The organism is Candidatus Acidulodesulfobacterium acidiphilum, from assembly GCA_008534395.1.
Taxonomy (GTDB): Bacteria; SZUA-79; SZUA-79; order Acidulodesulfobacterales; family Acidulodesulfobacteraceae; genus Acidulodesulfobacterium_A; species Acidulodesulfobacterium_A acidiphilum.
Genome location: SHMQ01000010.1, coordinates 1 through 24,280, shown reverse-complemented (window position 1 = coordinate 24,280; position 24,280 = coordinate 1). Strand labels below are relative to the sequence as shown.

Here is a 24,280-nt window from a genome sequence, read left to right as displayed (position 1 = left end):
TTAAATTATATTACATTTTACCCAGCCTAAAGGGTATTTGTTTGATTTAAGAATCCATAGCGTAGTTTGCCTATCGGATAAGCTATAACTAGATTTATTTTTAATTTTAATTTTTCTATAACCCTCCATGGTTACTTCGAATGCCCCTGAATGGTTGCCTATCTTCATTAAAAATGCGTTTTTATTAATTTTAATTTCGTCTTTATTTTTTTCAAATAAGCTAATAATATCATTATTAAAAACATTAGGAAATGTCTGAGATTCAAAATTATAACAACTTTCGCCGTAATGATAGTTCATAGCTTCTCTGATTGTATTGATATTTATATTATCTGGATTTGAGCCGTCGTTAATTACAGTAATAGTACCTATAAATTTCCTCTCTCTTAAAGCTAACTCCATTAACACCGGAACGCCTTTTCCTTCAGATAAATCTTTTCCTGATTTCACGTTGACGACCCTGTCGACGAAAGAATCCCTTTTTTCGTCAGATTCAGGCATAAAATCGGATATTTTAATTAATCTGAACGGATCGTCGGAACTATTTTTTTCTTTAATATTTAATATGCTTTTTTCAACTTCTTTAGAATTTGATTTATCGACAAAATTATCGACTTTCTTTCCGTTTCTAATTTTATAATTTAAAACGGCGGTTCTAATCGAACCTTTTATGGAACTTCCCGGTATATATATATTTTTTTTGAAACTATCCTGAATAAACGACCTTATTTCTAAACGATTGATTTCGTTTTTTTTAACGCCCATCTCAATATTTTTTTTGTATATTTCAAAAACATTTTTTGAAACCTGCATCTTCCAATCAATCATTTCATCGTTAAAATTATTATAAATATATTCGTTGATTTTAAGAAAATCATTTAAATTGCTAATTTTTAAAAGCTCGTCGTATTTACCGGAATTAATTATATAATCAATAAACTTATCTCTGTTAATAAAATAAAAAAAATATTTTTTATCTCCGCTATCTTTTATGACGTAATCTACCGGCACGTAATCTTCTCCGGTACCTATATGTATAGGCGTTATTGTAGTCAATTCTACTTTGTATATTTCTATAGTTTTTTTCATACTTGCTTTAAAATTTATTTAAATTTTAAGTTAAATTTTTATGAAAAACGGCATTAAAAAAGTTCCCTGAATATGATTTTTGCCATGCCTCGATATATTGCTCAATGCTTTTCCATATATATCTTTTACATTTTCGGTATTTTTTATTAAAAAAGTAGAGCCAGGCCTGTAAGCTACAAAAGGATTTTTAAAATAATCCCCGTTCGACAAAAAACCTCCATGCTTAGGAAATTTGGTAATTATTTTGCCGTAATTTACATAACAATCCGATTCCGTTTCATTATAATCGTACGGTACTCCATGCGAAAGAGTCATAAAAGCGTTAGCGCCGTCGAAATATTTCAATTCTTCCGGTTCTTCAATTATAGATGAATCTCCATCCTCTAATTTGTATCGACCTTTGCCTGTCGATGCATCTTTTCCGAAACCAAGTTCGCCTATTAAATTTATGATGTTCTTAAGCTCTTCAATATTTATTATCGTTTCGTTATATTTTACGTAATAAGTTATAGAAGTATTTACTGTATTAAAATACGTCTCTTCGGAATTGTACAACTGTCCGTCGAAAGTCGTTCCCGTTATTCTATTTATTGAATTTTTTAAAACATTTTCGGTTATCGTAACAGATTTATCAGTATTTTTTTCAACGGAGTTAATTTTACATTTTAACCAATTATCAAAAATATTTTTATCTCTCAAATCCAAGCGATTTTTCATTAAAAAATCGGATTTAATAAATTCCGTTTTTTTATATTCTTTAGCATTCTTTAATTCGTCGCCTTCAAATTTATATGGTTCTATTATCGGTTTCGGAAGCAAATCGTTGATAAAACCGTCGGAAAAAGCTATAAAGCGATTTTCGTTAACATTTTCAAGTATTTCTTCAAGCTTTTTAAATCCGTTTAAATATCCGTAAATCCAACAGAATTGTCCGAACAACGTATCGCTCTGAAATTTGGTGCCGAATGAAGACAACGGTTTTACTTTAATTTTAAGAGATTTCATAATTTATGTTAATCTATATTGATTTTTTTTAAATCTATTTCTTCGTTGTTATCTTTTTTTAAATTAATAAATTCTATCTTGCCGTAACCTCTTGAACCGCTCCCCCCTAAAGAGTCCAATTCAAGCATTCTCATGCCTTTAAGTAAAGTTTTAAAATTTTCTTCGTCTATTTTCCCGCTATCATCGTTATTTTCCATGTCAAATACTTTATAAGATAAAGAAAAATCAAATAAAGCGCCGCTTACTATTCTTTCCATTCTCCTTGGTCCGGCGCCGCTTGCGGTTCCTTTAACCCTGTCTATTGAGACTTCGGTTTTTATTTCAAATAATTTATCCATATTTTCATTTATTTTCCAATCTTCTATATATTTGGAATTTAAATAGCTATCGTTAAAAGTTACCCTCGTCGGACCTCCTTTGTATGATTCTTTATTTTTGCCGTTCCCAAAAATTCTTGCTATGCTATCGTTAGAATTATCCGTAGAATAAGGGCCTCCGTCTGAACCTATCTTCCCCTCTTTCCATTCTATTAACGACCTGATTTTACCTTTTAACGAAGAACCCGGAATATAAGGCATTCCGTCTATAGGATTTTTTATAACCGGCTGATCAGTTCCGCCGATTTTAATTTCATCGCTTCCGCTTCCTATATGCAAACCTGATTTCAATATTATATTGCCTTCAAGTTTTATTATTTTAATAAGTTTCATTTTTTACTCCTCATTTCAAATATTTATATATTAAATATCATAATTACTGCGCATGATTATTTTCTTTGTCATAATAAGTCGCATATCCTACTACTGTTTCAAAAAAACTGCATATAATTTTAAAATCTTCTAACGTATTGACCTTATCTACGCATTTTAATAGAAAATTTTCAAAATAATCGCCGATATTTTTTCTGCCTTTTGAATATTTGACTCTGGCTTTAATCATTTTTATATAAGGAAGCTGTCTGCGAAAGTTTTCTTCGGAATTGTTTATTTTTTCATTTAAAACTATAAACTGATTATAAAATATTCTAATCTGATTTATTTTATTTTTGCGTTCGTCTATTATGCCTTTTGCATGTTTTTCAGCCTGCGTATCAAAGAGGTCGAGCCTGATTTTGCTTTTATCGTTACCTTCGTAAAGTTCAATATTTATATTAATGGGAGGAGCGGGGGCATTAGCATGAAAGTTGTTATTACTACCTCTGTTACCCCCTTCTTTATTATAATGACTGCCGCTATTTCCTTGAGAATATACCATAATCAAACCCTCCTTTCATAAATTGCATAACTAATTGGTATTATTAATTTGTCTCCAAATTTTTCAATATTTTCGGGTATTTCATTTAATTTTTCCGTCAAAAGTTTATTGTCGCCGTAATTTCTATGTGTAATATATCTGAATAACGCCCTCCATTTAGCATTTTCATATAGGCAGTTTAAATTAATGCCGCCGTTTTTCTTGCAATTTTCTATTTTTTCGTTCATTTCTATAAACTTCATAATTCTATAAATATATCCGATTGATACTGCGTTGTGTTTATTTTCTGCTTTATTTCCATTTCCATTTTCATCTTCGAGTAGTTCGCCAAAATACTGTTTTTTTGCAAATACTTTATAAAACTCGTCCCACTTAAGCGTTTTTCCGAAAACAGTTACCGCATTTTTACCATTAAGATTTTTACATTTTTCTAATTCGTCTTCAGCTTTATCAGAAAGTTGATAAACGGGAACACTTGAAGAAGCAAGAGCTATGCCTATAGAAATATGAACTTCTTCATTGAGTCCTGCAAGTTCTTTAATTTTCTTAGAAACCAATTCGGCTAAACATATAATTTGATTCCACGGTCCGACCAAAAACAGGTCGTCGCCTCCGGCAAATATAGTATATATAGAGCTATATTCTTTAGTTAAAAAATTATAAGGCAGCCAGACCCCGAAAAAATAATCGAACATTCTCGACATCATGGAAAATCTTGATATAGTATATATATCTTCTATATCTTTGGCATTATCCAAATTATTGATATTATTTTCCGCATTTATTTTTTTAAATCCATTTATGAAAATTTCTCCGGCGTTGTCTATGTCTCCTTTTAATACTGCAAGGTGAGAAACTCCTACAGATTTTTCGCGTCCGTTTTCATAAATTATTTTTCTGCCGTCCCTTGCTATATAATTAAATAGTTTTAAAGAACCGGGCATTACGTCGTTTTTTATATCGGTTTTAGATAGATCTTCATATCTTAAATTTTTGTCGTCGGTTTCTTTGAATACCGGCACATATGCTTTATAAGGTTTTTTGGCATAACCGGAAAAATCGAAAGATTTACCGTTTTCGTCGTATATGCCTCTTACGTCGTAAACTACATCGTCTTTATCAATTTTTTTGTTTAACGTAGAGCCGTTAAGTTTTGCAAAATCGATAAAATCATATTTATTTTTGCCTTCGTCAATTAAGTTTTCTATGCTTTTGACGAATAATCCGTTTTTCAATATTATAAAATCGTTCTTGACAAGTTCTTCACCGTTTTCTACCGCTATTTTATCGAAAATACATAAACTTATTTTTTCTTTGTCTATATTTTTTGAAGTAGTTATAGGTCTTATTCCGCAAATTTCACATACTCCTTCTGCTTTAGAAACTTCGTCAAGATAATTATTAAAAACAAATTTTTCTTTTTTTATAGCAGGTTTCAATTTTTTCAATTCGAGCGATTCTGCAAGTTCTTTCATTTTTTTAGAAAAATTAGAAACTCCCATTTTAAAATCGTTACCGCAAAAAGGAATAGACGTAATATTAAAAATAGTTTGCGAATAAGTAGCTCCGTACAAAAAATTATCGTTTATGTTAGCTTCAGCTTCGGCAATAATATTTTTAATATTCTGATTATTAGGCAGCAACAGCACGAATTTTCCGCCTGCATTAATTAATATGCATGCATTGTTAACGCCGCTTTTATTGCATATATAAGAAGCCGAAAGTTCCGTAAATGCGGATACGAACAAAGACTTTGCCCTTAATATTTTTGCCGCAAATTTGTTTGATTTGCCGTATCTGTCGAAAATAAATTTTTGAATTCCGGTAAAATCCCCTTGTACCATTAAATATTTATAATCTTCCCTATTTTTAATATTTATTACGTCAAAATTATTACAGCCTTCTTGGAATTTATACAATGCAGTCGCTATGGCCGAAGTTACTTTAGAGTGATCTATAAGCGAGATATCGGCAATAGTATGGTAACTGGAAGAGGGGATAAAAGAAGTATATCTTTCCAAAACATACAGCAGACTTTGATAAAAATTATTAAAATTTTCCGTAGCTTGACTAAAATCTAATAAATTAAAATCGGCTTTAAACTTATCCCATAATTTTAAATATTTTTCGGAGGGTTTGGAGTTTGAGGTATTATTCGAATCTAATTCTTTTAAAGATTTTGGAAATATATTTTCGGGAACTAATTCGTCTATTTCGTAAAAATATTCGTCAAGTTTTGCTTCTTTGACGTTTTTGCCAAGGTAAAGCTTTGAAAAAGGCGACAAAAGCCTTGCTTTATCGTACCTTTCCTGCTGTTTCTGTTCTTGCTCGTTTAAACTGACGTAAGCATTGTATTCGTCATACCCGGTTCTGTCGAAACCGCTTGCTAAACAATCCGCTTCTGTAATTATCTGCTGATGCGGCGATGAAGGTTTATGGTGATACGACGCAAGATTTATAATATTATCGTCTGAATTTTCATTTGCGTCTAAGAAGATTGAAAATTTATTTTCAAAATCATCGAAAAATTGGGCTGTAAATGCTGAATGTATGTGCGAATTTGATTGGTTGTAAGTTGGACAGTATGAATAATTATTTGGATTTTTTAAATTAAGACCGGCTCTTTGGTAAAATTTTCCGATATCGTGAAGTAATGCGGCAATCGATATTTTATTAACAAAATCCATAAATTTATTTTATATTAAATTGTTAATATATAAATTATACTTCTTATAATTTATATTGAAATTATAATAATTTTAACCTTGTATGTCAATAGTAAATAATTATTGTAAATAATTATTATTTTAAGATGAAAGTATTATAATACAAATATTTTAAATAAATTAAAAAACAACGTTGTCGCGATTAAAAAAGATTAAAAAAGAAGAATAAGCCTGTCCAAAACTGCAAAATATAAATAAGATAAAAAACGGTAAAAATTTTAACTATATATATTTCCGTCCGAACCGGCGTAATCCGTTCCTGTAATCGGGTCGTCTTCTCTGCTTTCGTATTCTCCATATTTATGGTCTGACTCAAAGTCTGCTTCGTTCCATTCTGATTCTTTCCATTCTTTATTCCAGCTCGTATTGCCCATAATAATCGGTGGAATTATTAATGCCGGCCATGCGCAAATAAAAGCAAGAAAGCCGAAAATCCCGTCATTTCTTACTGTAAAGTCTATTAAAAGACAAAAAAGACCTGCAATAGCAAATACTAAAAATGCTAATAATGCAGCAAGCTTTCTATTTTCTTTATTATTTTCGACAGGATGTATTTTTTGAAATCCTTTTTCGTTCAATTCAGGCACCTTACCGTTATTGTCTATAACGCCTAATTTTTCTTTATCCATAATATTATATCCCCTATATATACCTATAGTTTATATCGGATTTATTTTATATTTGTAAGTCGCAATCCCTTATAAATCAGGGAAATATTCTTACAAACTATTTGCTCCATATTCTCGTGTTTAAATTTAATTCGTCCACTATACCGCTTGCAAACTTCAACTGCCTTAAGTAACCGTAATATATTTCTTTGTTGTAAACAGTATCGAATATAGGAACTTTGAACGGTTTGTAGCCGCTTATGGCAAGATATAGCGTAGAATCTATCAAGGACATATTAATTTTTGAACCGGTTTTTTGTTTAAAATTCAATAATCTGTCCATTAAACTTGTCGAAATTGCATACATCGACACGACTGGATCGCTTCCGTAAACGTCGAATATATCGTTAAAATTAGGATTTTCCAAAGGAATTTTTTTAGTGCCTTTTCTCGGAGAAAAAAATCTGAATCCGTGCGGAAACAGATATACTTCTCCAGAAAATCTTTTATTAAAATCCGCAATAAAAAATAAACCGTCGAAAATAGTATATCTATGCGTAGTTTTATTCCCGTCTGAATCTTCAGTTTCTTCTTCGTAATAAGTATATAAGTATGAAAATTTTACTTCCGTTTTGTCTAATTTACCCAAAACCAAGTCTCTTCCCGTATATCCGTCGTAGCTTGTAAGGAATAACCTGCTCGCTTTATATTCGTTTGGGGAGATATACGCGTTTCTGTTATACGTTAAGTTTTTATCGATAAATTTTGTTATATTGCCTATGGCATGCGCGGAAAATTCGGCATCGTAGCTTTTAAATAAACCACTGCGAAGAAAACCTATTCCTATTAAAGAAATTATGCCGATAAAAAACAGGGAAAATATGCTTTGGATTAAAACTATTAAAATAATATCTAATACTATTATACATACAGTTATAATCCAGAAAATATTAACTTTCTCCTGCCTCTTTTTTTCAAGAGGCTCAAGTTCGGGATAAATAGTTTCTTCTATAAATTTGTCGAAATTAGCGTCAGTCATAATATTAATAAATATAAAATAATTTTTTAAACGATTTATGATGAATTGCTAAAAAACTGCTAAATATTTAATCCCTAAATAAAGCTTTTATGTCAACGTTCTGTCTTTCGCCCTCTGGTATAGAAAATGAATCGGAGGGTTTAAAATCAAATGCGTTGGCTATTATATTAGACGGAAACTGGTTGACGGCATTATTATACTGCATAACGGCTGCATTATATGCTCTACGTGCGGCGGAAATCTGTTCTTCCACTTCGTTTAACGCCGCTTGAAGCTGCAATACGTTTTGGCTGGCTTTTAAATCGGGATAATTTTCGGCAACGGCAAATATTCCTTTTATTAATGCCTTAGACTGCGTATCTATGCTGTCAAGTTCCTGAGGACTCATAGAACCTGGTTTAAAAGAAGTCCTTAGTTCGGTAAGTTGGTTTAAAAGGTTCTTTTCGTAATTCATGTACTCTTTTGCGGCTGAAACAAGATTGGGTATTAAATCAAAACGCTTTTTAAGAAGCGCGTCTATACTTGAATATGCATATTTAACGCCGTTTCTTCTCGATATAAGAGTATTATACAAAGAAACTACTATTATAAAAATTAGAACCGCCGCTATAATAAAAAACCAAAATATGAAGTTCATATAAGCTCCCGATTTTTTAAAATTATTGAATACTTATTAATTATTAATTTTTAATTATTAATTATTACATCAACAATATTAATTTTAAAATATTTATAATCTTTTATCAAAAAAACAATGTTATTTTTAAAAATAAATTTATTTACCTTGCGAAATGTTTTTACGATATTTCGTCGATTAATTTTTCGGCGAGGCTTTCTTTGCTTTCCCTTTTGAAATTTTTTATTTCGCCCGACTTGTTTATTAAAAAGCCTTCGTTCTCGTCGCTTCCGATAATATCTTTTGATACGTCGTTGACGAAAATGTAGTCTAAGGATTTTTCTGAAAGTTTTTTTCGTCCGTTTTCTATTGCGGAATCGGTTTCGGCGGCAAAACCGAAAACCGTCTGTCCGTCTTTTTTGATTTTTGAAACGGCTTTTAATAAATCTTCGTTTTGGATAAGTTCTATTTTAAGGGTTGGAGGGGTTGAATTACCGGTATCGTAATTTTTTTCGTCCGATGTTTCTATATTATCGCTTATGCGTTTCATATCGCTTTTTTTAATCTTTACGGGGCTTTTTTCTTTAAAGCTATAATCCGAAACCGCCGCCGCCATAAAAAGAATATCCGTATTTTTAAATTCGGCGAGCAATGCCTCTTTAAGCCCTGCAAAGTCTGAGCGGTTTATAACCTTTATGCGGTGATTTATGTATTTAGCGTTACCGTTGACGCTAACGTTAGCAATACCTTCGTTTCCTATATTAAGGGCGATAAGCGTTACTTCCGCTCCCGCTTTAAGCGCGGCATTCGCTAAGCTTATGCCCATTTTTCCGCTTGAACCGTTGGACATAAACCTTACGGGATCCAAATATTCCCTCGTGGCGCCGGCAGTAACCAGCACTTTTTTGCCTTTCAGCTTTTTTTCTTTAAGAACGGATTCGACGTCGAAAATAATATCGTCTATTTCTGGAAACCTGCCTTCGCCGAAATCGCCACAGGCGGCGGAGCCGGTCGCGGGGGAAATTAAATAAAAATTTAATGCGCAGAGTTTTTTAAGGTTTTCTTTTAATATTTTATTGGCGTACATATTAGGATTCATAGCCGGAACGATAAGTTTGGGCTTTTCAGGCGCCGCCGCAACCGTTAAAGTAATGAGCGTATCGGCTATGCCGGCGGCTATTTTGTTTATCGTATTATAAGTCGCTGGAGCTATAAGTATAATATCGGCAAATTTTGACAAATCGATATGCGAAAGAGGGCTTTTAAAAGCATCGTCTTCAAAAACATCTTCGCCGAAAGATTCAAAAATATAAGGCGAGATAAATTTTGCAGCTGCGTCGCTGACGACAATTTTTACTTTTGCGCCGGCTTTTTTAAGTCTCCTGTATAGGTCAATGCTTTTATAACAGGCTATGGAACCGGTAACGCAGAGCAAAATATTTTTGTTATTTAGACTCATCGTTTAAATGGAATAAATTTTTAGGAAAAAGTATCAGATTAATTCACCTTTGCATATGCGGAAAATAAAATCTGACGCCTTTTCCTCCTATAATAAATAAGGATTAAACTTTCTTTCGTATCCTATAGTAGTGGGTTCGCCGTGACCCGGATAAACCTTTAAGGTATCGTCTAAGACCATAAGTTTATTTTTAATCGAACCTATTAACTGTTCCGAAGAGCCGCCCAAAATATCGGTTCTTCCCACGGTATTTCTAAAAAGCGTATCGCCGCTGAAAAGATGCGTATCGTTTATCAAAAACGAGACGCCGCCGGGGGAATGTCCCGGGGTAAAAATAGGAAGGATTTTAATGCCTTCGGTTTCTATAATTTCGCCGTCTTTTAAATACCTGTCTATTACGACGTCTCCCGTATATTCAAAACCAAGATATTCCGCCTGCTCTTCCAAGTTTTGAAGTATATACTCTTCTTCTTTCGCCGCTATTATATCGATTCCGTATTTTTCTTTAAAATAATTATCCATTAAAACATGGTCTATATGGCAGTGGGTATTAAGTATAAATTTTAAATCGATATTTTCGTCTTTGATTATTTTTTCTATTTTCTTTTCCTGTCCGCCCGGGTCTATTATAAATCCTTCTTTTTTTTTGTTTGCGGTTTTTGCCGCATTATCGTCGAATACTATATAAGTATTTACTTCAAAAGGTCCGGCAGGTATCGTATAAAATTTCATTAAATTTAATCCTTTTAAATTTTAATTTTTCGTTTACATTTTGTAATGGCACAGGAATCGAATTCTGGCACCATAGCTATATAAGGTACTCCTGAAAAGCGCTTATCAGGACGTCGAGATTTTGTTCGGTGTCGGCTTCTCCGTATATGCGCATCAGGTCTTCCGTTCCGGAGAGCCTTGCTAAGAGCCATGAATCGTCGTCGAAGAATACTTTATATCCGTCGGTAACGTTTTTTCCGGTAACTTTCCTGCCTTTAAAAACGTTCGGAAATTTTTCCATTTTTTCGTCTATTTCGGCTTTGAACTTTTCTTTATTAACCGGTACGTTAATTCTTTTAGTAAATATCGGCCCAAATTTTTCAAGAAGTTCTTTTACCAATACTTTAAGGGGTTTTTTGTAGTAAGCAAGCATTTCCAAAACCAAAAGGCAGGTATAAATTCCGTCTTTATCCGGCGTATGCCCGATTACCGTAAGTCCCGAAGATTCTTCGCCCGCTATTATTACCTTTTCTTCCGATATAAGTTTGCCGAGATATTTAAAACCGACCGGAGTTTCTATGACTTTAAAACCGTAACGTTTTGCTACCCTGTCCACCAAAGCAGTCGTTGCGACGCTTCTTGCGGCATCCCCTTTTATCCCTTTGCCTTCGATGTAATAATTGTAAAGAAGAGGAAAGATAATATTAGGCTCGATAAACTCGCCGTCTTCGTCAAGTACGCCGTATCTGTCGGCATCGCCGTCCGTTGCAAGCCCTATAGCGATTTTTTTAGATTTGCCCTCGTCTTTGCCTTTATTATATTCCTTAATCATATTTCCCATATCTTTTAAATTCTTCGCGGAGGGGTCCGGGGCAAATCCCGGGGCAAAAAAAGCGTCCCTTCCCTCGTATATTTCTTTAAATTCATAACCCTCATCACCGATAATTTTTCCTATTATGCCCTTGGAAGTTCCGTGCAGTGACGTAATAAAAGGATATAAATTGCCTGCGTTTTCTTTAATAAGTTTTAAATTTAACTTTGATTTTACGAGTTCTATATAATAGCCTATAAAATCCTCTTCTTTTAATTGTCCGCTTTTCTTTGCATCGTTAAAATCCATAAAATTATATCTTGGATTTTTAAGAAGTTCGTTGGATTTTTTAGTTAAAACTTCCGTATCTTCAGGTAGAGCGGGGCCTCCCCAGTCCGGAGAGAATTTTATGCCGTTATAATTGTAAGGATTATGGCTTGCCGTAATGTTTATTGCGCCGAGAGCCTTTTCTTTTAAAATCTTAATCGCTATAACGGGAGTAGGGGTAAAAGTATCGGCGAAAATTACGTTAAAACCGTTGGCGCAAAATACGCAGGCGCTTATTTTAGCAAATTCTTCGGATAAAAAACGCGTATCGTAACCTATTACTATTTGTTTCGACGGAAAAGATCCTCTATATTTTTCGTTTAAAAAATCGCATACTGCCTGCGAAACGAGTTTTACGGATTCATAAGTAAAGTCGTCTGCTATTTTTCCCCTGTAGCCGGAAGTTCCAAATTCGATTTCAAAAGAGTTGCTCATTCGTTCTCCTTTTTTTGAAAATTTTATACTTATTTTATACTTATATGATTATGTGCTTATATCATTATAATATGTAATATGCTAAGGAAAAGGTGAATAGGGGATGGAAAAAGGTGTCAGATTTATTTTCCGCAAAGCCTTGATAGTTAATTGCTACTTTCCGTATGCGGAAAATAAATCTGACACCTTTTTCTCCTTTTCCTGACACCTTTTCCTGTTCCATTTTCCTCGTTTTCCTGCTTTTTGACGCCTTTTTCCTTTTCCTGACTCTACGACAGTGCGCTAATATCCCGTTCCGCTTTCCAAGACTCGATATCCCGGCTGAATTCGTTTATTAAAACTCCGGCGGCATCCTTATCCTTGCTTTCCGAAAAAATTTCAAAATGAGCCCCTTCGGAAGCGGGGTACGCAAGAACCCAGCCTTGAGGTTTTATAAGTTTTATTCCGTCTATCAACAAAACATTTTCGTCCGAATATTTTTCAAAAAACTTCCTCATAATAAAACCTTTCAGCTCCGTAGGACAAGGAACTTTTTTGTATTCAAAATACGTCGGTTCTATAAACCTCATCTCATTTTTTATAGAACTGTCAAGTTTTGCAAGCATTTCCAGCAGTTTTATAGTCGAATACATTCCGTCAAAAGCCGGCATAAAGCCGGGGTAGATATAGCCGCCTTCATTGTCGCCCGCAAAATATATTTTTGAATTTCCGGCTTTTTCCATTAGACAGCTAGACGAATTTTTTGCGTAAATTATCTCGTAGTCGTGTTCTTTAGCCATCTTAGATATATTAAAAGATGAATTAACGGGAACTGAAATAGATTGAAACTTTTTCTCGGTCTTCATAACCAGCATGGCCATTAATGTCAAAGCGGTGTTGCCGTCTATATTATCGCCGTTTTCATCGCATAAATATATCTTTTCCCCGCCGTTGTCTATAAAAATTCCCAAGTCGGCGTTAATAGACCTTACTATGCTCGACAATTCCTTGAGGGATTTTTTGAATTCTCTTTCGGTTTTCGTTATTTTAGTCTGGTCTAAATTAGCGTTTAAGTGAACGGAATCTATGCCGAGTTTTCCTATTACCGCAGGAAAAATTTTACTGGAACTACCGTAAGAATAATCTATTACTATTTTAAATTTTCTTTTTATAATCTTTTCTGTATCTATAGTTTTAAGAAATCCGTCGGTATAATATTCGGTACCGTGAGTAGGATAAAAAATTTCACCGGTTTCTTCCGATCCGACCCTCGTATAATCTTCCCTGAAAAACAGTCTTTCTATTTTCTGCTCACCAAGCGAAGAAAAATCCAAACCGTTAGAATCAAAAAATTTTATATTTAAAAGTTTTTTATCGAAAGGATGTTTTCTTACATGTATTCCGCCCGAACTTTTAAACTGTTTTGCCTGATAGCGGACTATTGAAATTGGGGTATCGCTGAAATCGTTAACGTTAACGCCAACGGAAAGAACGCCCGACATCATAGCCCTCGAAAAAAGACGCGAAGTTTTATGACTGTCCCTTGATACCGATATCGTCCTGTTTTTGCCGACGGTTGCTCCGAACGCCGCTCCGAGCTTAGAAGCAAACTCGGGCGTTATTTCTAAATTAGCAAGACCGGTTATTCCATATTGACCGAATATTTTGGCACTCCATTTGTCAGACCATATAAGGCTTTCGGATAATATTGCCCCGTCTTCCACGTTTTTAAACGGCCAAATCTTAACGTTAGGATTAATCACTGCGCCGTTTCCTATATGGCATACGTCGGAAACTACAGCTCCTGCCCCTATAAATACGTTGTTTCCGGCATAAGTTTTATATCCGAGGATAGATTCCTGTATATCGCAGTTTGCGCCTATCTTTGACGCCTTGCCAATTACCGACCCGCTGATTGATGTGTTTTCCCCAATAGTACAGTTGTCTCCGATAACGCAATTTTTAATTTTGCAGTTTTGAAGAATATGGACGTCTTTACCCAGAATAGAATTTTCTATATCGCAGGTAATATCCACTATGCTTTTTGCGCCTACGGTTATATTTTTATCTCCTAACTTTTCGCCGTCTATATTAAGATTTATTTTACCGGCGATAATGTCTAAATGGCTCTGCCTGTATTCCGAAAGCGTTCCTACGTCTTTCCAGTATCCGTTAGATATATGCCCAAAAAGTTTTTTGCCGTCTTTTAGTAAAAGCGGGAAAAGGTCTTTGGAAAAATCGAATTCGCTTTTTTCCGGAATCATTTTTAATACTGAACGGTTTAATATGTAAATGCCGGTATTTATGGTATCGCTAAAAACTTCGGACCATGTCGGCTTTTCTAAAAATTTAGTTATTTTGCCTTCGGCATCTGTTATGACTATGCCAAACGACAGAGGGTTTTCTACGTGCGTAAGGACTATTGTAGCGTCGCTTTTTTTGCCTATATGAAAATCTATCGGTTTTGAAATATTAATATCGGTAATTATATCGGCGCTTATCACCATAAAATCGTCGTCTTTAATTATTTTTTCGACGTTTTTTACGGCCCCCGCAGTCCCGTAATCTTCTTCGGCAAGAACGTATTCAATTTTTACGCCGAAATCGGAACCGTCTTTAAAATAATTTTTAATAAGGTCCGGCTGAACGTAAAGAAGCACTATAAGGTCGTTTATTCCGTGCGATTTAAGAAGGTTAACGACATGCTCCATCATGGGTTTGTTTGCTATGTGTATCATCGGTTTTGGAGCATTATTCGTTAAAGGTTTAAGTCTTGTTCCAAAACCTCCTGCCATAATAACGGCCTGCATACTTTGTTCTCCGATAGTTTTAAACTTTGAATACGATTTTAAATTTTAACAAAACAACTTTTAATGTTGCAATATAGCAATTATTCTAATAAAATTATATCTTATTAAATAATAAAATCAAAATAAAAATTATGCTTTCTTACATTCTGCATTTAGATACGGCACTTTTTTTACTCATCAATAACAATTTCCACTTTTCTTTACTAAACGACAATATGAGGGCGGTTACCAATCTCGGCAACGGCTGGGTCGTTTACTGGCTCGTACTTTTGTATGTTTATTATTTTAACCGTCAAAAATTCAAAGAATCGTTTTTTTTGCTTTTTTTAACTCAAATAGTTCCGGGTATTATAGACATTATAATAAAAAAAGCCGTCCACAGGCCGAGACCCATCGTAGCGCTTCACTCTCTTATCGAAGAAGGAAAGGTTCACGTAAATATTTTAGGCAGACACTTAACAGAAAATTCTTTTCCTTCCGGACATACGGTAACGGCTTTTTCCCTTGCAGTCGCCCTATCTTATATGTTTCCCAAACATAAAAAAACATTTTATATACTGGCTTATGTAGTGGCGTTTTCAAGGGTTTACGACGGCGAGCATTATCCTTTGGACGTTATCGCGGGCGGTATAATCGGGTATTTATTCGCTAAGATAACGCTCGTCTTATACAAAAGAATAAAAAATTATAAAAATTATAATTTTGAACGATAAAACTATATTAATTAAACCGTCAAGAAGTTAATTTTTTAGATTCTATATATATTACTATTTTTCTTGCAATTCTCCTGGAAACTCTTATTATAGCCCCTTTCTCTTGTTTATGGGCTATAAGGGGGTTTATATAGTTATAGTACGTTGCGCTTGACGAAAAATTTACGTTCCTGAAAATTATCTTTCCGCCGGTATTATACATGCTGACGGTTACGCTGACGGTAATATCGTAATCAACCGCCGCCGCTACGCCCGTATAAGACATTACGTTATTTTGTATAGAAGTTATTTTTCCGGACAGATAATAAAAAGCGCCGCTTTCGTTTGAAGTAAACATATACGTCTGCATATTAAGAAACTTTGCTATATTATTTGAAAAATATACTCCCAACCCGCTTTTATAAGTTTGATTTTTAAAAGGTTTTACGTAAATTTCGGATATGTTATTGTAATTTTTTGATTTTTTACTTATGCTGCTTACCGGCAAGCCCGACGTAACGGAACCCTCGCTGCCGTTTAATACTTTAAAACCGCACCCCGTCGAAAAACCGGCGGCAAGAATAATTATAATCGATAATAATAATGACTTTTTTTTAAAATTCATACGATTTAATATAACCTTTGTATTTTACGCAGTATCCTTTATCGTTAACTATTTCTTTTCGTATGCATAAAATAAATTTTATCTGACACCTTTTTCAAACTATAATGTTTAACAGTTTATTTTTTACATATATAACTTTTTTAATTGCGCTCTTATCTTCTGCGTATTTTTTGATTTTTGGGCTTTCCATAGCAGCTTTTAAGACGGACTCTTCATCCGAATCAATGGCCGCAGTTACGACGTCTCTCATCTTTCCGTTTACCTGCACCGCTATGTTGCAATTTTCTTTCAAATATCCGGCATCTATTTTTTCAGGCCAGTTTTCGCTTTCTATGAAAGAGCCGTTTAAAATTTCAAATATTTCGGAACAGACATGCGGTATGAAAGGATATAATATCAAAATGACTGAATTTAAAAAATGTTTCAGCAGATATTTATCGGATTTATTTAATAATGCAAGTTTTTCCCCGTCTAAAGCTCCGGTAAAATCGTTAAAAGCGTTAATTAATTCCATCGACGAACTGATAACCGTGTTAAAATGATAGCGTCCGTTCATTTCGGTTTCGGTTTTTTCTATTACGCCGTTTAATCTGTAAATTAATTCTTTAATCGACGGATTTACGACGGCTTTATTTATTTCGTACGCCGAAACGCTTAAACTTGCCGTATTGGGCGAAGATTGCGAAATATTTGATTCTTCTATATAAAATTTGCCATTCGTATCTTTTAATATTTCGAAAAAATCGACTACGGTTTTATAGAATTTATTTATAAATCTATATGCCCCCTCAACTCCAGAATCGCTCCATTCCAAATCTTTTTCGGGGGGAGCCGCAAAAAGTACGAATAATCTTACCGTATCGGCGCCGAATTTTTTAATAAGTCTGTCCGGATCGACGACGTTGCCTTTGGATTTAGACATTTTAGCGCCGTTTTTTATGACCATCCCCTGCGTAAGAAGATTTTTGAAGGGTTCGTCTAATTTTATATAATTTAAATCCCTCAGCGCCTTCACGAAAAATCTTGAGTACAGAAGATGCATAACTGCATGTTCTACACCGCCGATATACTGATCGACCGGCAGCCAGTATCTAACGTCTTCGCTTTTAAACGGATTTTTTTCTTTTTCTTCGGAAAGAGTATATCTTAAAAAATACCAGGAAGACTCCACGAAAGTATCCATAGTATCGGTTTCCCGCTCGGCTTTTCCTCCGCATTTAGGGCATTTTGTATTTATAAACGATTTATGCTTTTTAAGAGGAGAGGCTCCTTCTCCCGTAAACACGACGTCGTCGGGCAGTATTAAAGGCAGGTCGTCTTCGTTCAGCGGGACTATTCCGCATTTTTCGCAATACACGACGGGTATAGGACACCCCCAGTATCTCTGCCTCGATATTCCCCAATCTCTCAGCCTGTAGTTGGTAACTTTTTTTCCTATATTTTTATTTTCGGCAAAATCGGCTATTTTTTCTTTTGCCTCTTCGGATTTAAGCCCGTTAAACTCTCCGGAATTTACAAGTATTCCGCCGTCAGTATAAGGCAGTCCCGCTAAGTCTTCCAAAGTATTTTTCGCTCCTTCTTTTGTCGGTTCTATAACTTGCATTATTTCTATTCCGTATTTTTTTGCGAATTCATAATCTCTTGCATCGTGCGCGGGAACCGACATAATAGCGCCTGTTCCGTAATCCATCAATACAAAATTTGCTATAAATACTGGTATCGTTTTATTAGTAAACGGATTAACGGCATAAGAACCGGTAAAAAATCCTTCTTTTTCGGAAACGTCTTTAGATACCAAAGAATTATGCTTCATTGTTTCTAATTTTTCTAAATCTTTTGAATTTTTTATTAAACTTTTAGCGGCGGGATGAAGCGGAGACATAGCAATATAGGTTGCGCCGAATATGGTATCGGGACGCGTAGTAAATATCTCTATGAAATTTTCGCCTGAACCGGCGATTTTAAAAATTACCGTTAAACCTGAACTTTTGCCTATCCAGTTTTTTTGCATAGTTTTTACTTTATCCGGCCAGCCTTCCAAAGTATCTATATCTTTAAGCAGTTCTTCCGCATAGTCCGTAATTTTCAAAAACCACTGGTCCATATTTTTGACCGTTACGTCCTTGCCGCACCTCCAGCACTTTCCGTCTTCGACTTGTTCGTTGGCAAGGGTAGTATTGCATGATTCGCACCAGTTAACTAAGGAATTCTTCTTGTAAGCTAAACCTTTTTTATACATACGCAAAAAAAACAGCTGCTCCCATCCATAATATTCAGGTTCCGAAGTAATTACGAGCCTGCTCCAATCGTAAGAAAAACCCAATTCTTTAAGCTGTTTTATCATATATTCTATATTGCTTTTAGTCCATTCGGCAGGATTAGTCTTATGCTTTATCGCTGCGTTTTCGGCGGGAAGTCCAAAACTGTCGAAACCTATGGGGTGAAGGACGTTATAACCCTTTATACGTTTAAACCTGGCTATCGCGTCGCCTATAGCATAGTTTCTGACATGTCCCATGTGTATTCTTCCGGAAGGATAAGGAAACATTTCTAAACAGTAAAATTTAGGAACGTTTAAAGAATTTTTTTCATTTTTAACAAAAAAAACTTTATCGTTTTCCCATATATTTTGCCATTTTTTTTCTATTTCTTTAAAATTATACATATAAAAACCGTAATTAAATTAAATATAGAAGATATATAAAAGATTTAAATATATTTCATGATAGATATAAAAAACAATATAGTTCCGACTACTACGCAGCTGTCGGCAACATTAAAACTGGGCCAGTGATAGGCATAAATATGAAAGTCGAGAAAATCTACTACATATCCCTGAAATATTCTGCTCAAAAGATTTGAAAAAGCTCCGGAAATAATTAACGAGGAAGATATAAACAGTAAATTGGAATTTATTTTTGTTTTAAATAAAAAATATATTAACGCCGCAATTATTAAAGCAGTAAGAAGTATAATCAGGATATTCGAATATCCGCTCATAAGCCCGAAAGCGACGCCGGTATTATCGACATGCACTATATTAAAATAATGCTTTATTACCGTAATTTTTCCGATTAACGATATTTTATTATTGATTATATATTTTAATAATTGGTCTAAAATTAAGACAGGAAAGAAAACAGATATTAAAATTATTATTTTTTTCTTCATTAAGATTAAATTTAATTTTTAAATTTGCGGTTTTAAGTTATTTTTCTTTGAACATTCGATTAATGCTTCGATACCTGGAAGTTTTTTTCCTTCTAAAAGTTCAAGAAAAGCGCCTCCTCCGGTAGAAACATAAGACATTTTTGCAAATTCTCCGGCTCTGTGAAGCGCAACGTCCGTATCGCCGCCTCCGACTATAGTCATGGCATAAGCGTTTGCAACGCTTGAAACTAAAGCAAACGTACCTCTGCTGAAAGCATCCATTTCAAATACTCCCATGGGACCGTTCCATACTATAGTTTTGGCATTTTGAATAGCTTCCGTGAAAAGCGTTACGGTAGCAGGACCTATATCTAAAGCCAGCCAGCCCTTAGGAATTTCCTGAATAGTCGTAACCTTGGTTTCCGCATCGGGCGCTAATCTGTCGGCAACAACCACATCGACCGGAAGATAAAGTTTAATTTTTTTATCGCTTATTTTTTCTAATGTTTTTTTTGCGTATTCAAGCATTTCGTCTTCGACTAAAGAAGCTCCGACGTCGTGCCCTAAGGCTTTAAGGAAAGTATTGGACATAGCTCCGCCTATGATAAGTTTATCCACCTTATCGGCTAAATTTGAAAGCACTTCTATCTTTCCGGATACTTTGGCTCCTCCGACTATAGCGACGAACGGTTTCATCGGATTTTCAATAGCCCTGTTGAAATAGTTCAGTTCTTTTCTTATAAGAAAACCTGCGGCGCATTTACCTACGAATTTCGTAACCGCTACATTTGAAGCATGGGATCTATGAGCAGTCGCAAATGCGTCGTTAACGTATATATCGCAGAGGGATGCTAATTTTTTGCCGAATTCTTCATCGTTTTTAGTTTCTTCGTCGTAAAATCTTAAATTTTCAAGCAGTACTATATCGCCCAAACCTGCCGATTTAACGGTGCTTTCCGCCAGCTCGCCTACGCATTCGCCGACGAATTTTACATCCTTATCCAACAGCCTGCTTAATCTCTTAGCAACGACTAAAAGGGACAATTCGGGAACTTTTTTGCCTTTCGGCCGTCCCATATGAGACATTAAGATAATTTTTGCGTTTTCGTCGAGACAATAATTAATAGTCGGCAGGACCGCCCTTATGCGCGTATCGTCTGTAATATTGCCGTTTTGGTCAAGAGGGACGTTAAAATCGACTCTTATAAGAAGCGTTTTGTTTTTTATGTCGATTTCGTCTATATAAACTATATTATTCATCATCAAATTCCTTATTGCTTATTATATATAATCATTACTAAATTATAAAATATATTTATTCCATCATGAAGACGGCCATTTCGGCAAGCCGGGTAGAATAACCCCATTCGTTATCGTACCACGCCAGAACTTTAACTAAGTCGTCGCCGATAACTTTAGTGCTAAGAGAATCGACTATTGAAGAATGGGAATCGCCCCTGTAGTCTATAGAAACAAGCGGCTCTTTACTGAACCCTAAAATTCCTTTCAAATATGTATCGGCAGCCTCCTCCAATTTTGAATTAACTTCCAAAACCGTGGTTTTTTTAGAAACTTTACAGACTAGATCGTTAATAGAAACATCGGGCGTTGGCACTCTTAAAGACATTCCGTCAAGCTTGTCTTTAAGTTCGGGAAGAACTTCGCACAGAGCTTTCGCCGCACCGGTAGTCGTGGGGATTATGGAAACGGCGGCGGCTCTTGCCCTTCTTAGATCCTTATGCGGCAAATCTAATATTCTCTGGTCATTGGTATAAGAATGGGCAGTGGTCATATTGCCTTTTTCTATGGTAAAATTTTCATTAAGCACTTTTGCTACCGGAGCAAGACAGTTTGTAGTGCATGATGCCATAGAAACTATAAAATGTTTACTTTTATCGTAATTTTTATCGTTAACGCCGAGAACGATAGTGGCATCAGGATCATGCGCAGGGGCAGAAATTAAAACCTTTTTGGCGCCGGCCTTTAAATGTTTTTCCGCACCGTCTCTTTTAGTAAAAAGTCCTGTAGATTCGATTACCAAATCGACGCCTAGATGTTTCCATAAAAGTTCCGACGGGTCTTTTATAGCGGTTATCAATGTTTCTCTGTCGTCCGCAATTATATGGTCGACGTCGTAACCAACGTAAAAAGGAGCTTTGCCGTGAACGGAATCGTATTTTAAAAGATGGGCAAGCACCTGAGGATTGGTAATATCGTTAATCGCAACTATTTCAATTTGCTCTCCTTTAGCAATCATATCCTGAAAAACCCTAAAAACGTTTCTGCCTATTCTTCCGAACCCGTTAATCGCAATTCTTAAATTTGCCATAATTTTCTCCTTACCTTTATTAATTATTAATTTATGATTTATAGTCTTAATTGTTTAAACGTAAAATTCTTAAATTATTATATATGACAAACGTACATAATTACAATAAATATTTTATTTAACTTTATCTTACTTTACTTTAATCAGTCAAATTTATTAAAATTTTAACAAATCTTTAAAATATATGATAAAATTAAAAAAAATAATTAAATTTGTTTAATTTAATTGCTTTTTTATTATAATATATAACATTCATGTAAGGAGGTTTTTATGTTTAAATATAAAGGATTAGAAATTAAAAGATTCTGCCACGACAGCTTTTTAGTAAGCGACGGTCATAAATATTTATATTTTGACCCTTTCAAACTACACGGAGACGAGCCTAAAGCTGATTTCATTTTTGTATCGCATGAACATTTCGACCATTTTTCACCCGACGATATCCATAAAATACTTAAAGATTCTACCGTACTGTTTATGAACGAGATGACTAACGACGAAATAGACGGATTATACGATAATGAAGTCGTAATTATAAAACCGGGGGATTCTTTAGATTTTAAAGATTTGCATATTAAAGGCGTACCGGCTTATAATATTAATAAATTCAGGGAACCGGGGAAGGTTTATCATCCTAAAGAAGACAAAAAATTAGGTTTTATAGTTACGTTTAAAGGAGTTAAAATATACCACACGGGCGATACCGACCTAATACCCGAAATGAACGATCTGTCAAAAGAAAAAATAGACCTTCTGTTTATTCCGGTAAGCGGAACTTACGTTATGACCCCAAGCGAAGCGGTCGAAGCTGCCGATGTTATAAAAGCAGATACGTCTATACCTATGCATTACGGAACTATAGTAGGCGAAAAAAAGCAGGCCGAGGAATTTGCGGAAAAGGTGCGCAAGAAAGGACTGAAATCCGAAATTATTTAAATACAAATAATATAACAAATGGAAAAAAAACAATATACGCCTATAGTTATAGAAAGTTTGATATTCGGTAAAAATTCCGATTATCCCCTATATCTAAAATCAGGAGATAATTTTATTTTATACAGGTCTAAAGCGCTTATTTTTTCTCAGAGCGACGCTTTAAGGCTTAAAAATAACGGCGTAGAAAACCTGTATATAGAAACAAAAGATAAAGATAAATATGACAACGATATGCTGGATCATATCGAATACATTATAAAATCCCCGGAATATAATTTCGAAGAAAAAGCCGTAAAAATTTATATGTATTCAAAAATTTACGCCGAATACGTTATAACTACGGGAAATCTTAAAGATAATCAGGAAAATATTAAAAAATCGATAGAAACCACCATAGAATATTTATTGATGAGCGAATTCGCTTTTATGAATTTGCTTAATCTTTCCAGCTACGACTACAATGAAGTGGGACACGGCATGAACGTAAGTATATACGCTATGGCTTTGGCCAACAGGCTTGGTTTTTCAAATAAAATTTCTTTATATGAAATAGGTTTTGCAGGACTGACGCACGATATAGGAAAATTAAAAATACCCAGAGAAATATTGTCGAAGAACGGTTTATCCGAAAAAGAGGCCGAAGAAATAAAAATGCACCCTATATATTCCAAAGAAATTCTAACCGTCAACGGCATAGACAATAAAAATATAATAAACGGCGTCCTTGAACATCATGAAGCTTCAAACGGAACGGGTTATCCTTTCGGTAAAACAGAGGAAGATATTTCGACATACGGAAAAATAATTATTATCGCCAACAGGTTCGATTCGCTTACACGAAACAGACCGTATAGAATTAAAATGAGCGTAGCGGACGCTTTAAACTTTTTGGAAAGAAATTCTGAACTTTATAATGTCGCTTTTTTAAGAGAATTTATTATTTTGATGTCAAAAAAGAATTTGACCTGCAATACGGTAATGCAATAAGTTGCGTTAAATTTGAAAAAATAAAATAGAAATAATAAATATGGCAGAGGTGATTAATTAAAATAAAAGGTGGTGCCGAAGGCCGGAATCGAACCGGCACGGATTTTGTCCGCCACCCCCTTAAGATGGTGTGTCTACCAGTTCCACCACTTCGGCATCATGTATGAAATAAATTAATTAATAAATTATTTAGACTTGTTTTTAACCGGCGCTTTTTTGACTGCCATAGACGATTTTACCGTTTTTGTCGCAGTATATTTTGAAGAAATATTAATTCCTTTTTCCTTCTGGGCGGAAATATAAGAAATAAAAAAAGCAGAAGCCATAAAAATTATAGCTATTACTGCCGTAGCTTTAGTTAAAAAATTCCCCGCTCCGGACGCTCCGAAAACAGTCTGCGAACTGCCGCCGAAAACTGCTCCCATCTCCTGCCCTTTACCCTGCTGCATAAGAATAACGATAACTAAAAATACTGCGGATACAATCAATAAAATAGTTAAAAACATAATCATAATAGATTATATTAATAAAATATATTAAAATTGTCAACCTATAAAACGCTAACTGTTAATAACTTTTAAAATGTCTATATATAAATAACTTTTAATTTGTCTATTCCTTAACTAAAAATAATAATAAAATAGCGGATAACACCACTAACGCAAATTAAGGAGGTTATCCGCTTATGAAAA

General features: G+C 34.5%; 21 protein-coding genes and 1 tRNA gene. 3 read left to right on the top strand and 19 right to left on the bottom strand.

What is annotated here, in order from left to right; translation table 11 throughout:
- The 12 genes from csm5 to EVJ48_04575 form a co-directional block, all read right to left on the bottom strand.
- The gene (gene csm5, locus EVJ48_04630) at positions 1 to 1,089 is read right to left on the bottom strand and encodes a type III-A CRISPR-associated RAMP protein Csm5 (protein ID RZV39481.1); all 1,089 of its coding nucleotides are present in this window, start codon (positions 1,087 to 1,089) and stop codon (positions 1 to 3) included.
- 30 nt (positions 1,090 to 1,119) lie between these two features.
- Positions 1,120 to 2,094 carry a hypothetical protein gene (locus tag EVJ48_04625; GenBank protein RZV39480.1) on the bottom strand — a complete coding sequence of 325 codons (975 nt, stop codon included), beginning with the start codon at positions 2,092 to 2,094 and terminating at the stop codon, positions 1,120 to 1,122.
- An 8-nt stretch (positions 2,095 to 2,102) separates the two neighbouring features.
- Positions 2,103 to 2,804, bottom strand: a complete 702-nt coding sequence (gene csm3, locus EVJ48_04620) for a type III-A CRISPR-associated RAMP protein Csm3 (GenBank protein ID RZV39479.1) — start codon at positions 2,802 to 2,804, stop codon at positions 2,103 to 2,105.
- A 43-nt stretch (positions 2,805 to 2,847) separates the two neighbouring features.
- Complete coding sequence (gene csm2, locus EVJ48_04615) at positions 2,848 to 3,348, bottom strand: type III-A CRISPR-associated protein Csm2 (GenBank protein RZV39478.1); 501 nt, start codon at positions 3,346 to 3,348, stop codon at positions 2,848 to 2,850.
- 2 nt (positions 3,349 to 3,350) lie between these two features.
- Complete coding sequence (gene cas10, locus EVJ48_04610) at positions 3,351 to 6,035, bottom strand: type III-A CRISPR-associated protein Cas10/Csm1 (GenBank protein RZV39477.1); 2,685 nt, start codon at positions 6,033 to 6,035, stop codon at positions 3,351 to 3,353.
- Positions 6,036 to 6,292: 257 nt separating this feature from the next.
- On the bottom strand, positions 6,293 to 6,703 hold the full coding sequence (locus EVJ48_04605; GenBank protein ID RZV39476.1) for a hypothetical protein: 411 nt from the start codon (positions 6,701 to 6,703) through the stop codon (positions 6,293 to 6,295).
- Between the two features lie 97 nt (positions 6,704 to 6,800).
- Entirely contained in the window at positions 6,801 to 7,721 is a 921-nt protein-coding gene (locus EVJ48_04600; GenBank protein ID RZV39475.1) for a DUF3137 domain-containing protein, read from the bottom strand.
- Between the two features lie 67 nt (positions 7,722 to 7,788).
- The gene (locus EVJ48_04595; protein RZV39474.1) at positions 7,789 to 8,358 is read right to left on the bottom strand and encodes a LemA family protein; all 570 of its coding nucleotides are present in this window, start codon (positions 8,356 to 8,358) and stop codon (positions 7,789 to 7,791) included.
- Positions 8,359 to 8,518: 160 nt separating this feature from the next.
- Positions 8,519 to 9,796: a bifunctional phosphopantothenoylcysteine decarboxylase/phosphopantothenate--cysteine ligase CoaBC gene (gene coaBC / locus EVJ48_04590; GenBank protein RZV39473.1), complete on the bottom strand. Its 1,278-nt coding sequence runs from the start codon at positions 9,794 to 9,796 to the stop codon at positions 8,519 to 8,521.
- 87 nt (positions 9,797 to 9,883) lie between these two features.
- Positions 9,884 to 10,528 carry an MBL fold metallo-hydrolase gene (locus EVJ48_04585; protein ID RZV39472.1) on the bottom strand — a complete coding sequence of 215 codons (645 nt, stop codon included), beginning with the start codon at positions 10,526 to 10,528 and terminating at the stop codon, positions 9,884 to 9,886.
- A 76-nt stretch (positions 10,529 to 10,604) separates the two neighbouring features.
- Positions 10,605 to 12,080 carry a phosphoglucomutase/phosphomannomutase family protein gene (locus EVJ48_04580; GenBank protein ID RZV39471.1) on the bottom strand — a complete coding sequence of 492 codons (1,476 nt, stop codon included), beginning with the start codon at positions 12,078 to 12,080 and terminating at the stop codon, positions 10,605 to 10,607.
- A 269-nt stretch (positions 12,081 to 12,349) separates the two neighbouring features.
- Positions 12,350 to 14,869: a nucleotidyltransferase gene (locus tag EVJ48_04575; protein ID RZV39470.1), complete on the bottom strand. Its 2,520-nt coding sequence runs from the start codon at positions 14,867 to 14,869 to the stop codon at positions 12,350 to 12,352.
- A 131-nt stretch (positions 14,870 to 15,000) separates the two neighbouring features.
- Here EVJ48_04575 and EVJ48_04570 point away from each other — a divergent pair, with 131 nt between their 5' ends.
- Positions 15,001 to 15,582, top strand: a complete 582-nt coding sequence (locus EVJ48_04570) for a phosphatase PAP2 family protein (GenBank protein ID RZV39469.1) — start codon at positions 15,001 to 15,003, stop codon at positions 15,580 to 15,582.
- A 19-nt stretch (positions 15,583 to 15,601) separates the two neighbouring features.
- On the opposite strand, the gene EVJ48_04565 is transcribed toward EVJ48_04570, so the two are convergent.
- The 5 genes from EVJ48_04565 to gap form a co-directional block, all read right to left on the bottom strand.
- The gene (locus EVJ48_04565; protein RZV39468.1) at positions 15,602 to 16,186 is read right to left on the bottom strand and encodes a hypothetical protein; all 585 of its coding nucleotides are present in this window, start codon (positions 16,184 to 16,186) and stop codon (positions 15,602 to 15,604) included.
- A 94-nt stretch (positions 16,187 to 16,280) separates the two neighbouring features.
- Positions 16,281 to 18,851 (bottom strand): leucine--tRNA ligase, encoded by a 2,571-nt coding sequence (locus tag EVJ48_04560; GenBank protein ID RZV39467.1) that lies wholly within the window; start codon positions 18,849 to 18,851, stop codon positions 16,281 to 16,283.
- A 44-nt stretch (positions 18,852 to 18,895) separates the two neighbouring features.
- Positions 18,896 to 19,357, bottom strand: coding sequence for a signal peptidase II (lspA, locus tag EVJ48_04555; GenBank protein RZV39466.1), 462 nt, complete (start codon positions 19,355 to 19,357; stop codon positions 18,896 to 18,898).
- An 18-nt stretch (positions 19,358 to 19,375) separates the two neighbouring features.
- Positions 19,376 to 20,596: a phosphoglycerate kinase gene (locus EVJ48_04550; GenBank protein ID RZV39465.1), complete on the bottom strand. Its 1,221-nt coding sequence runs from the start codon at positions 20,594 to 20,596 to the stop codon at positions 19,376 to 19,378.
- A gap of 55 nt (positions 20,597 to 20,651) precedes the next feature.
- The gene (gap, locus tag EVJ48_04545; protein ID RZV39464.1) at positions 20,652 to 21,665 is read right to left on the bottom strand and encodes a type I glyceraldehyde-3-phosphate dehydrogenase; all 1,014 of its coding nucleotides are present in this window, start codon (positions 21,663 to 21,665) and stop codon (positions 20,652 to 20,654) included.
- 270 nt (positions 21,666 to 21,935) lie between these two features.
- Here gap and EVJ48_04540 point away from each other — a divergent pair, with 270 nt between their 5' ends.
- Both EVJ48_04540 and EVJ48_04535 read left to right on the top strand, forming a co-directional pair.
- Entirely contained in the window at positions 21,936 to 22,601 is a 666-nt protein-coding gene (locus EVJ48_04540) for an MBL fold metallo-hydrolase (GenBank protein ID RZV39463.1), read from the top strand.
- Positions 22,602 to 22,619: 18 nt separating this feature from the next.
- Entirely contained in the window at positions 22,620 to 23,588 is a 969-nt protein-coding gene (locus EVJ48_04535) for an HD domain-containing protein (protein ID RZV39462.1), read from the top strand.
- A 70-nt stretch (positions 23,589 to 23,658) separates the two neighbouring features.
- Here the strand turns inward: EVJ48_04535 and EVJ48_04530 are convergent.
- Positions 23,659 to 23,744, bottom strand: a tRNA-Leu gene (locus tag EVJ48_04530).
- Positions 23,745 to 23,773: 29 nt separating this feature from the next.
- The gene (secG, locus tag EVJ48_04525) at positions 23,774 to 24,100 is read right to left on the bottom strand and encodes a preprotein translocase subunit SecG (GenBank protein ID RZV39461.1); all 327 of its coding nucleotides are present in this window, start codon (positions 24,098 to 24,100) and stop codon (positions 23,774 to 23,776) included.
- Between the last annotated feature and the right edge of the window lie 180 nt (positions 24,101 to 24,280).

Excerpts from the sequence above, each read along its gene's own strand:
- EVJ48_04605 (RZV39476.1), bottom strand. The coding sequence starts at position 6,703 with ATGGATAAAGAAAAATTAGGCGTTATAGACAATAACGGTAAGGTGCCT.
- EVJ48_04570 (RZV39469.1), top strand. The coding sequence starts at position 15,001 with ATGCTTTCTTACATTCTGCATTTAGATACGGCACTTTTTTTACTCATC.
- csm3 (RZV39479.1), bottom strand. The coding sequence starts at position 2,804 with ATGAAACTTATTAAAATAATAAAACTTGAAGGCAATATAATATTGAAA.
- EVJ48_04535 (RZV39462.1), top strand. The coding sequence starts at position 22,620 with ATGGAAAAAAAACAATATACGCCTATAGTTATAGAAAGTTTGATATTC.
- gap (RZV39464.1), bottom strand. The coding sequence starts at position 21,665 with ATGGCAAATTTAAGAATTGCGATTAACGGGTTCGGAAGAATAGGCAGA.
- csm5 (RZV39481.1), bottom strand. The coding sequence starts at position 1,089 with ATGAAAAAAACTATAGAAATATACAAAGTAGAATTGACTACAATAACG.
- EVJ48_04600 (RZV39475.1), bottom strand. The coding sequence starts at position 7,721 with ATGACTGACGCTAATTTCGACAAATTTATAGAAGAAACTATTTATCCC.
- EVJ48_04625 (RZV39480.1), bottom strand. The coding sequence starts at position 2,094 with ATGAAATCTCTTAAAATTAAAGTAAAACCGTTGTCTTCATTCGGCACC.
- EVJ48_04575 (RZV39470.1), bottom strand. The coding sequence starts at position 14,869 with ATGCAGGCCGTTATTATGGCAGGAGGTTTTGGAACAAGACTTAAACCT.
- EVJ48_04585 (RZV39472.1), bottom strand. The coding sequence starts at position 10,528 with ATGAAATTTTATACGATACCTGCCGGACCTTTTGAAGTAAATACTTAT.
- EVJ48_04580 (RZV39471.1), bottom strand. The coding sequence starts at position 12,080 with ATGAGCAACTCTTTTGAAATCGAATTTGGAACTTCCGGCTACAGGGGA.
- csm2 (RZV39478.1), bottom strand. The coding sequence starts at position 3,348 with ATGGTATATTCTCAAGGAAATAGCGGCAGTCATTATAATAAAGAAGGG.
- EVJ48_04565 (RZV39468.1), bottom strand. The coding sequence starts at position 16,186 with ATGAATTTTAAAAAAAAGTCATTATTATTATCGATTATAATTATTCTT.
- lspA (RZV39466.1), bottom strand. The coding sequence starts at position 19,357 with ATGAAGAAAAAAATAATAATTTTAATATCTGTTTTCTTTCCTGTCTTA.
- EVJ48_04595 (RZV39474.1), bottom strand. The coding sequence starts at position 8,358 with ATGAACTTCATATTTTGGTTTTTTATTATAGCGGCGGTTCTAATTTTT.
- EVJ48_04540 (RZV39463.1), top strand. The coding sequence starts at position 21,936 with ATGTTTAAATATAAAGGATTAGAAATTAAAAGATTCTGCCACGACAGC.
- secG (RZV39461.1), bottom strand. The coding sequence starts at position 24,100 with ATGATTATGTTTTTAACTATTTTATTGATTGTATCCGCAGTATTTTTA.
- coaBC (RZV39473.1), bottom strand. The coding sequence starts at position 9,796 with ATGAGTCTAAATAACAAAAATATTTTGCTCTGCGTTACCGGTTCCATA.
- EVJ48_04560 (RZV39467.1), bottom strand. The coding sequence starts at position 18,851 with ATGTATAATTTTAAAGAAATAGAAAAAAAATGGCAAAATATATGGGAA.
- cas10 (RZV39477.1), bottom strand. The coding sequence starts at position 6,035 with ATGGATTTTGTTAATAAAATATCGATTGCCGCATTACTTCACGATATC.
- EVJ48_04550 (RZV39465.1), bottom strand. The coding sequence starts at position 20,596 with ATGAATAATATAGTTTATATAGACGAAATCGACATAAAAAACAAAACG.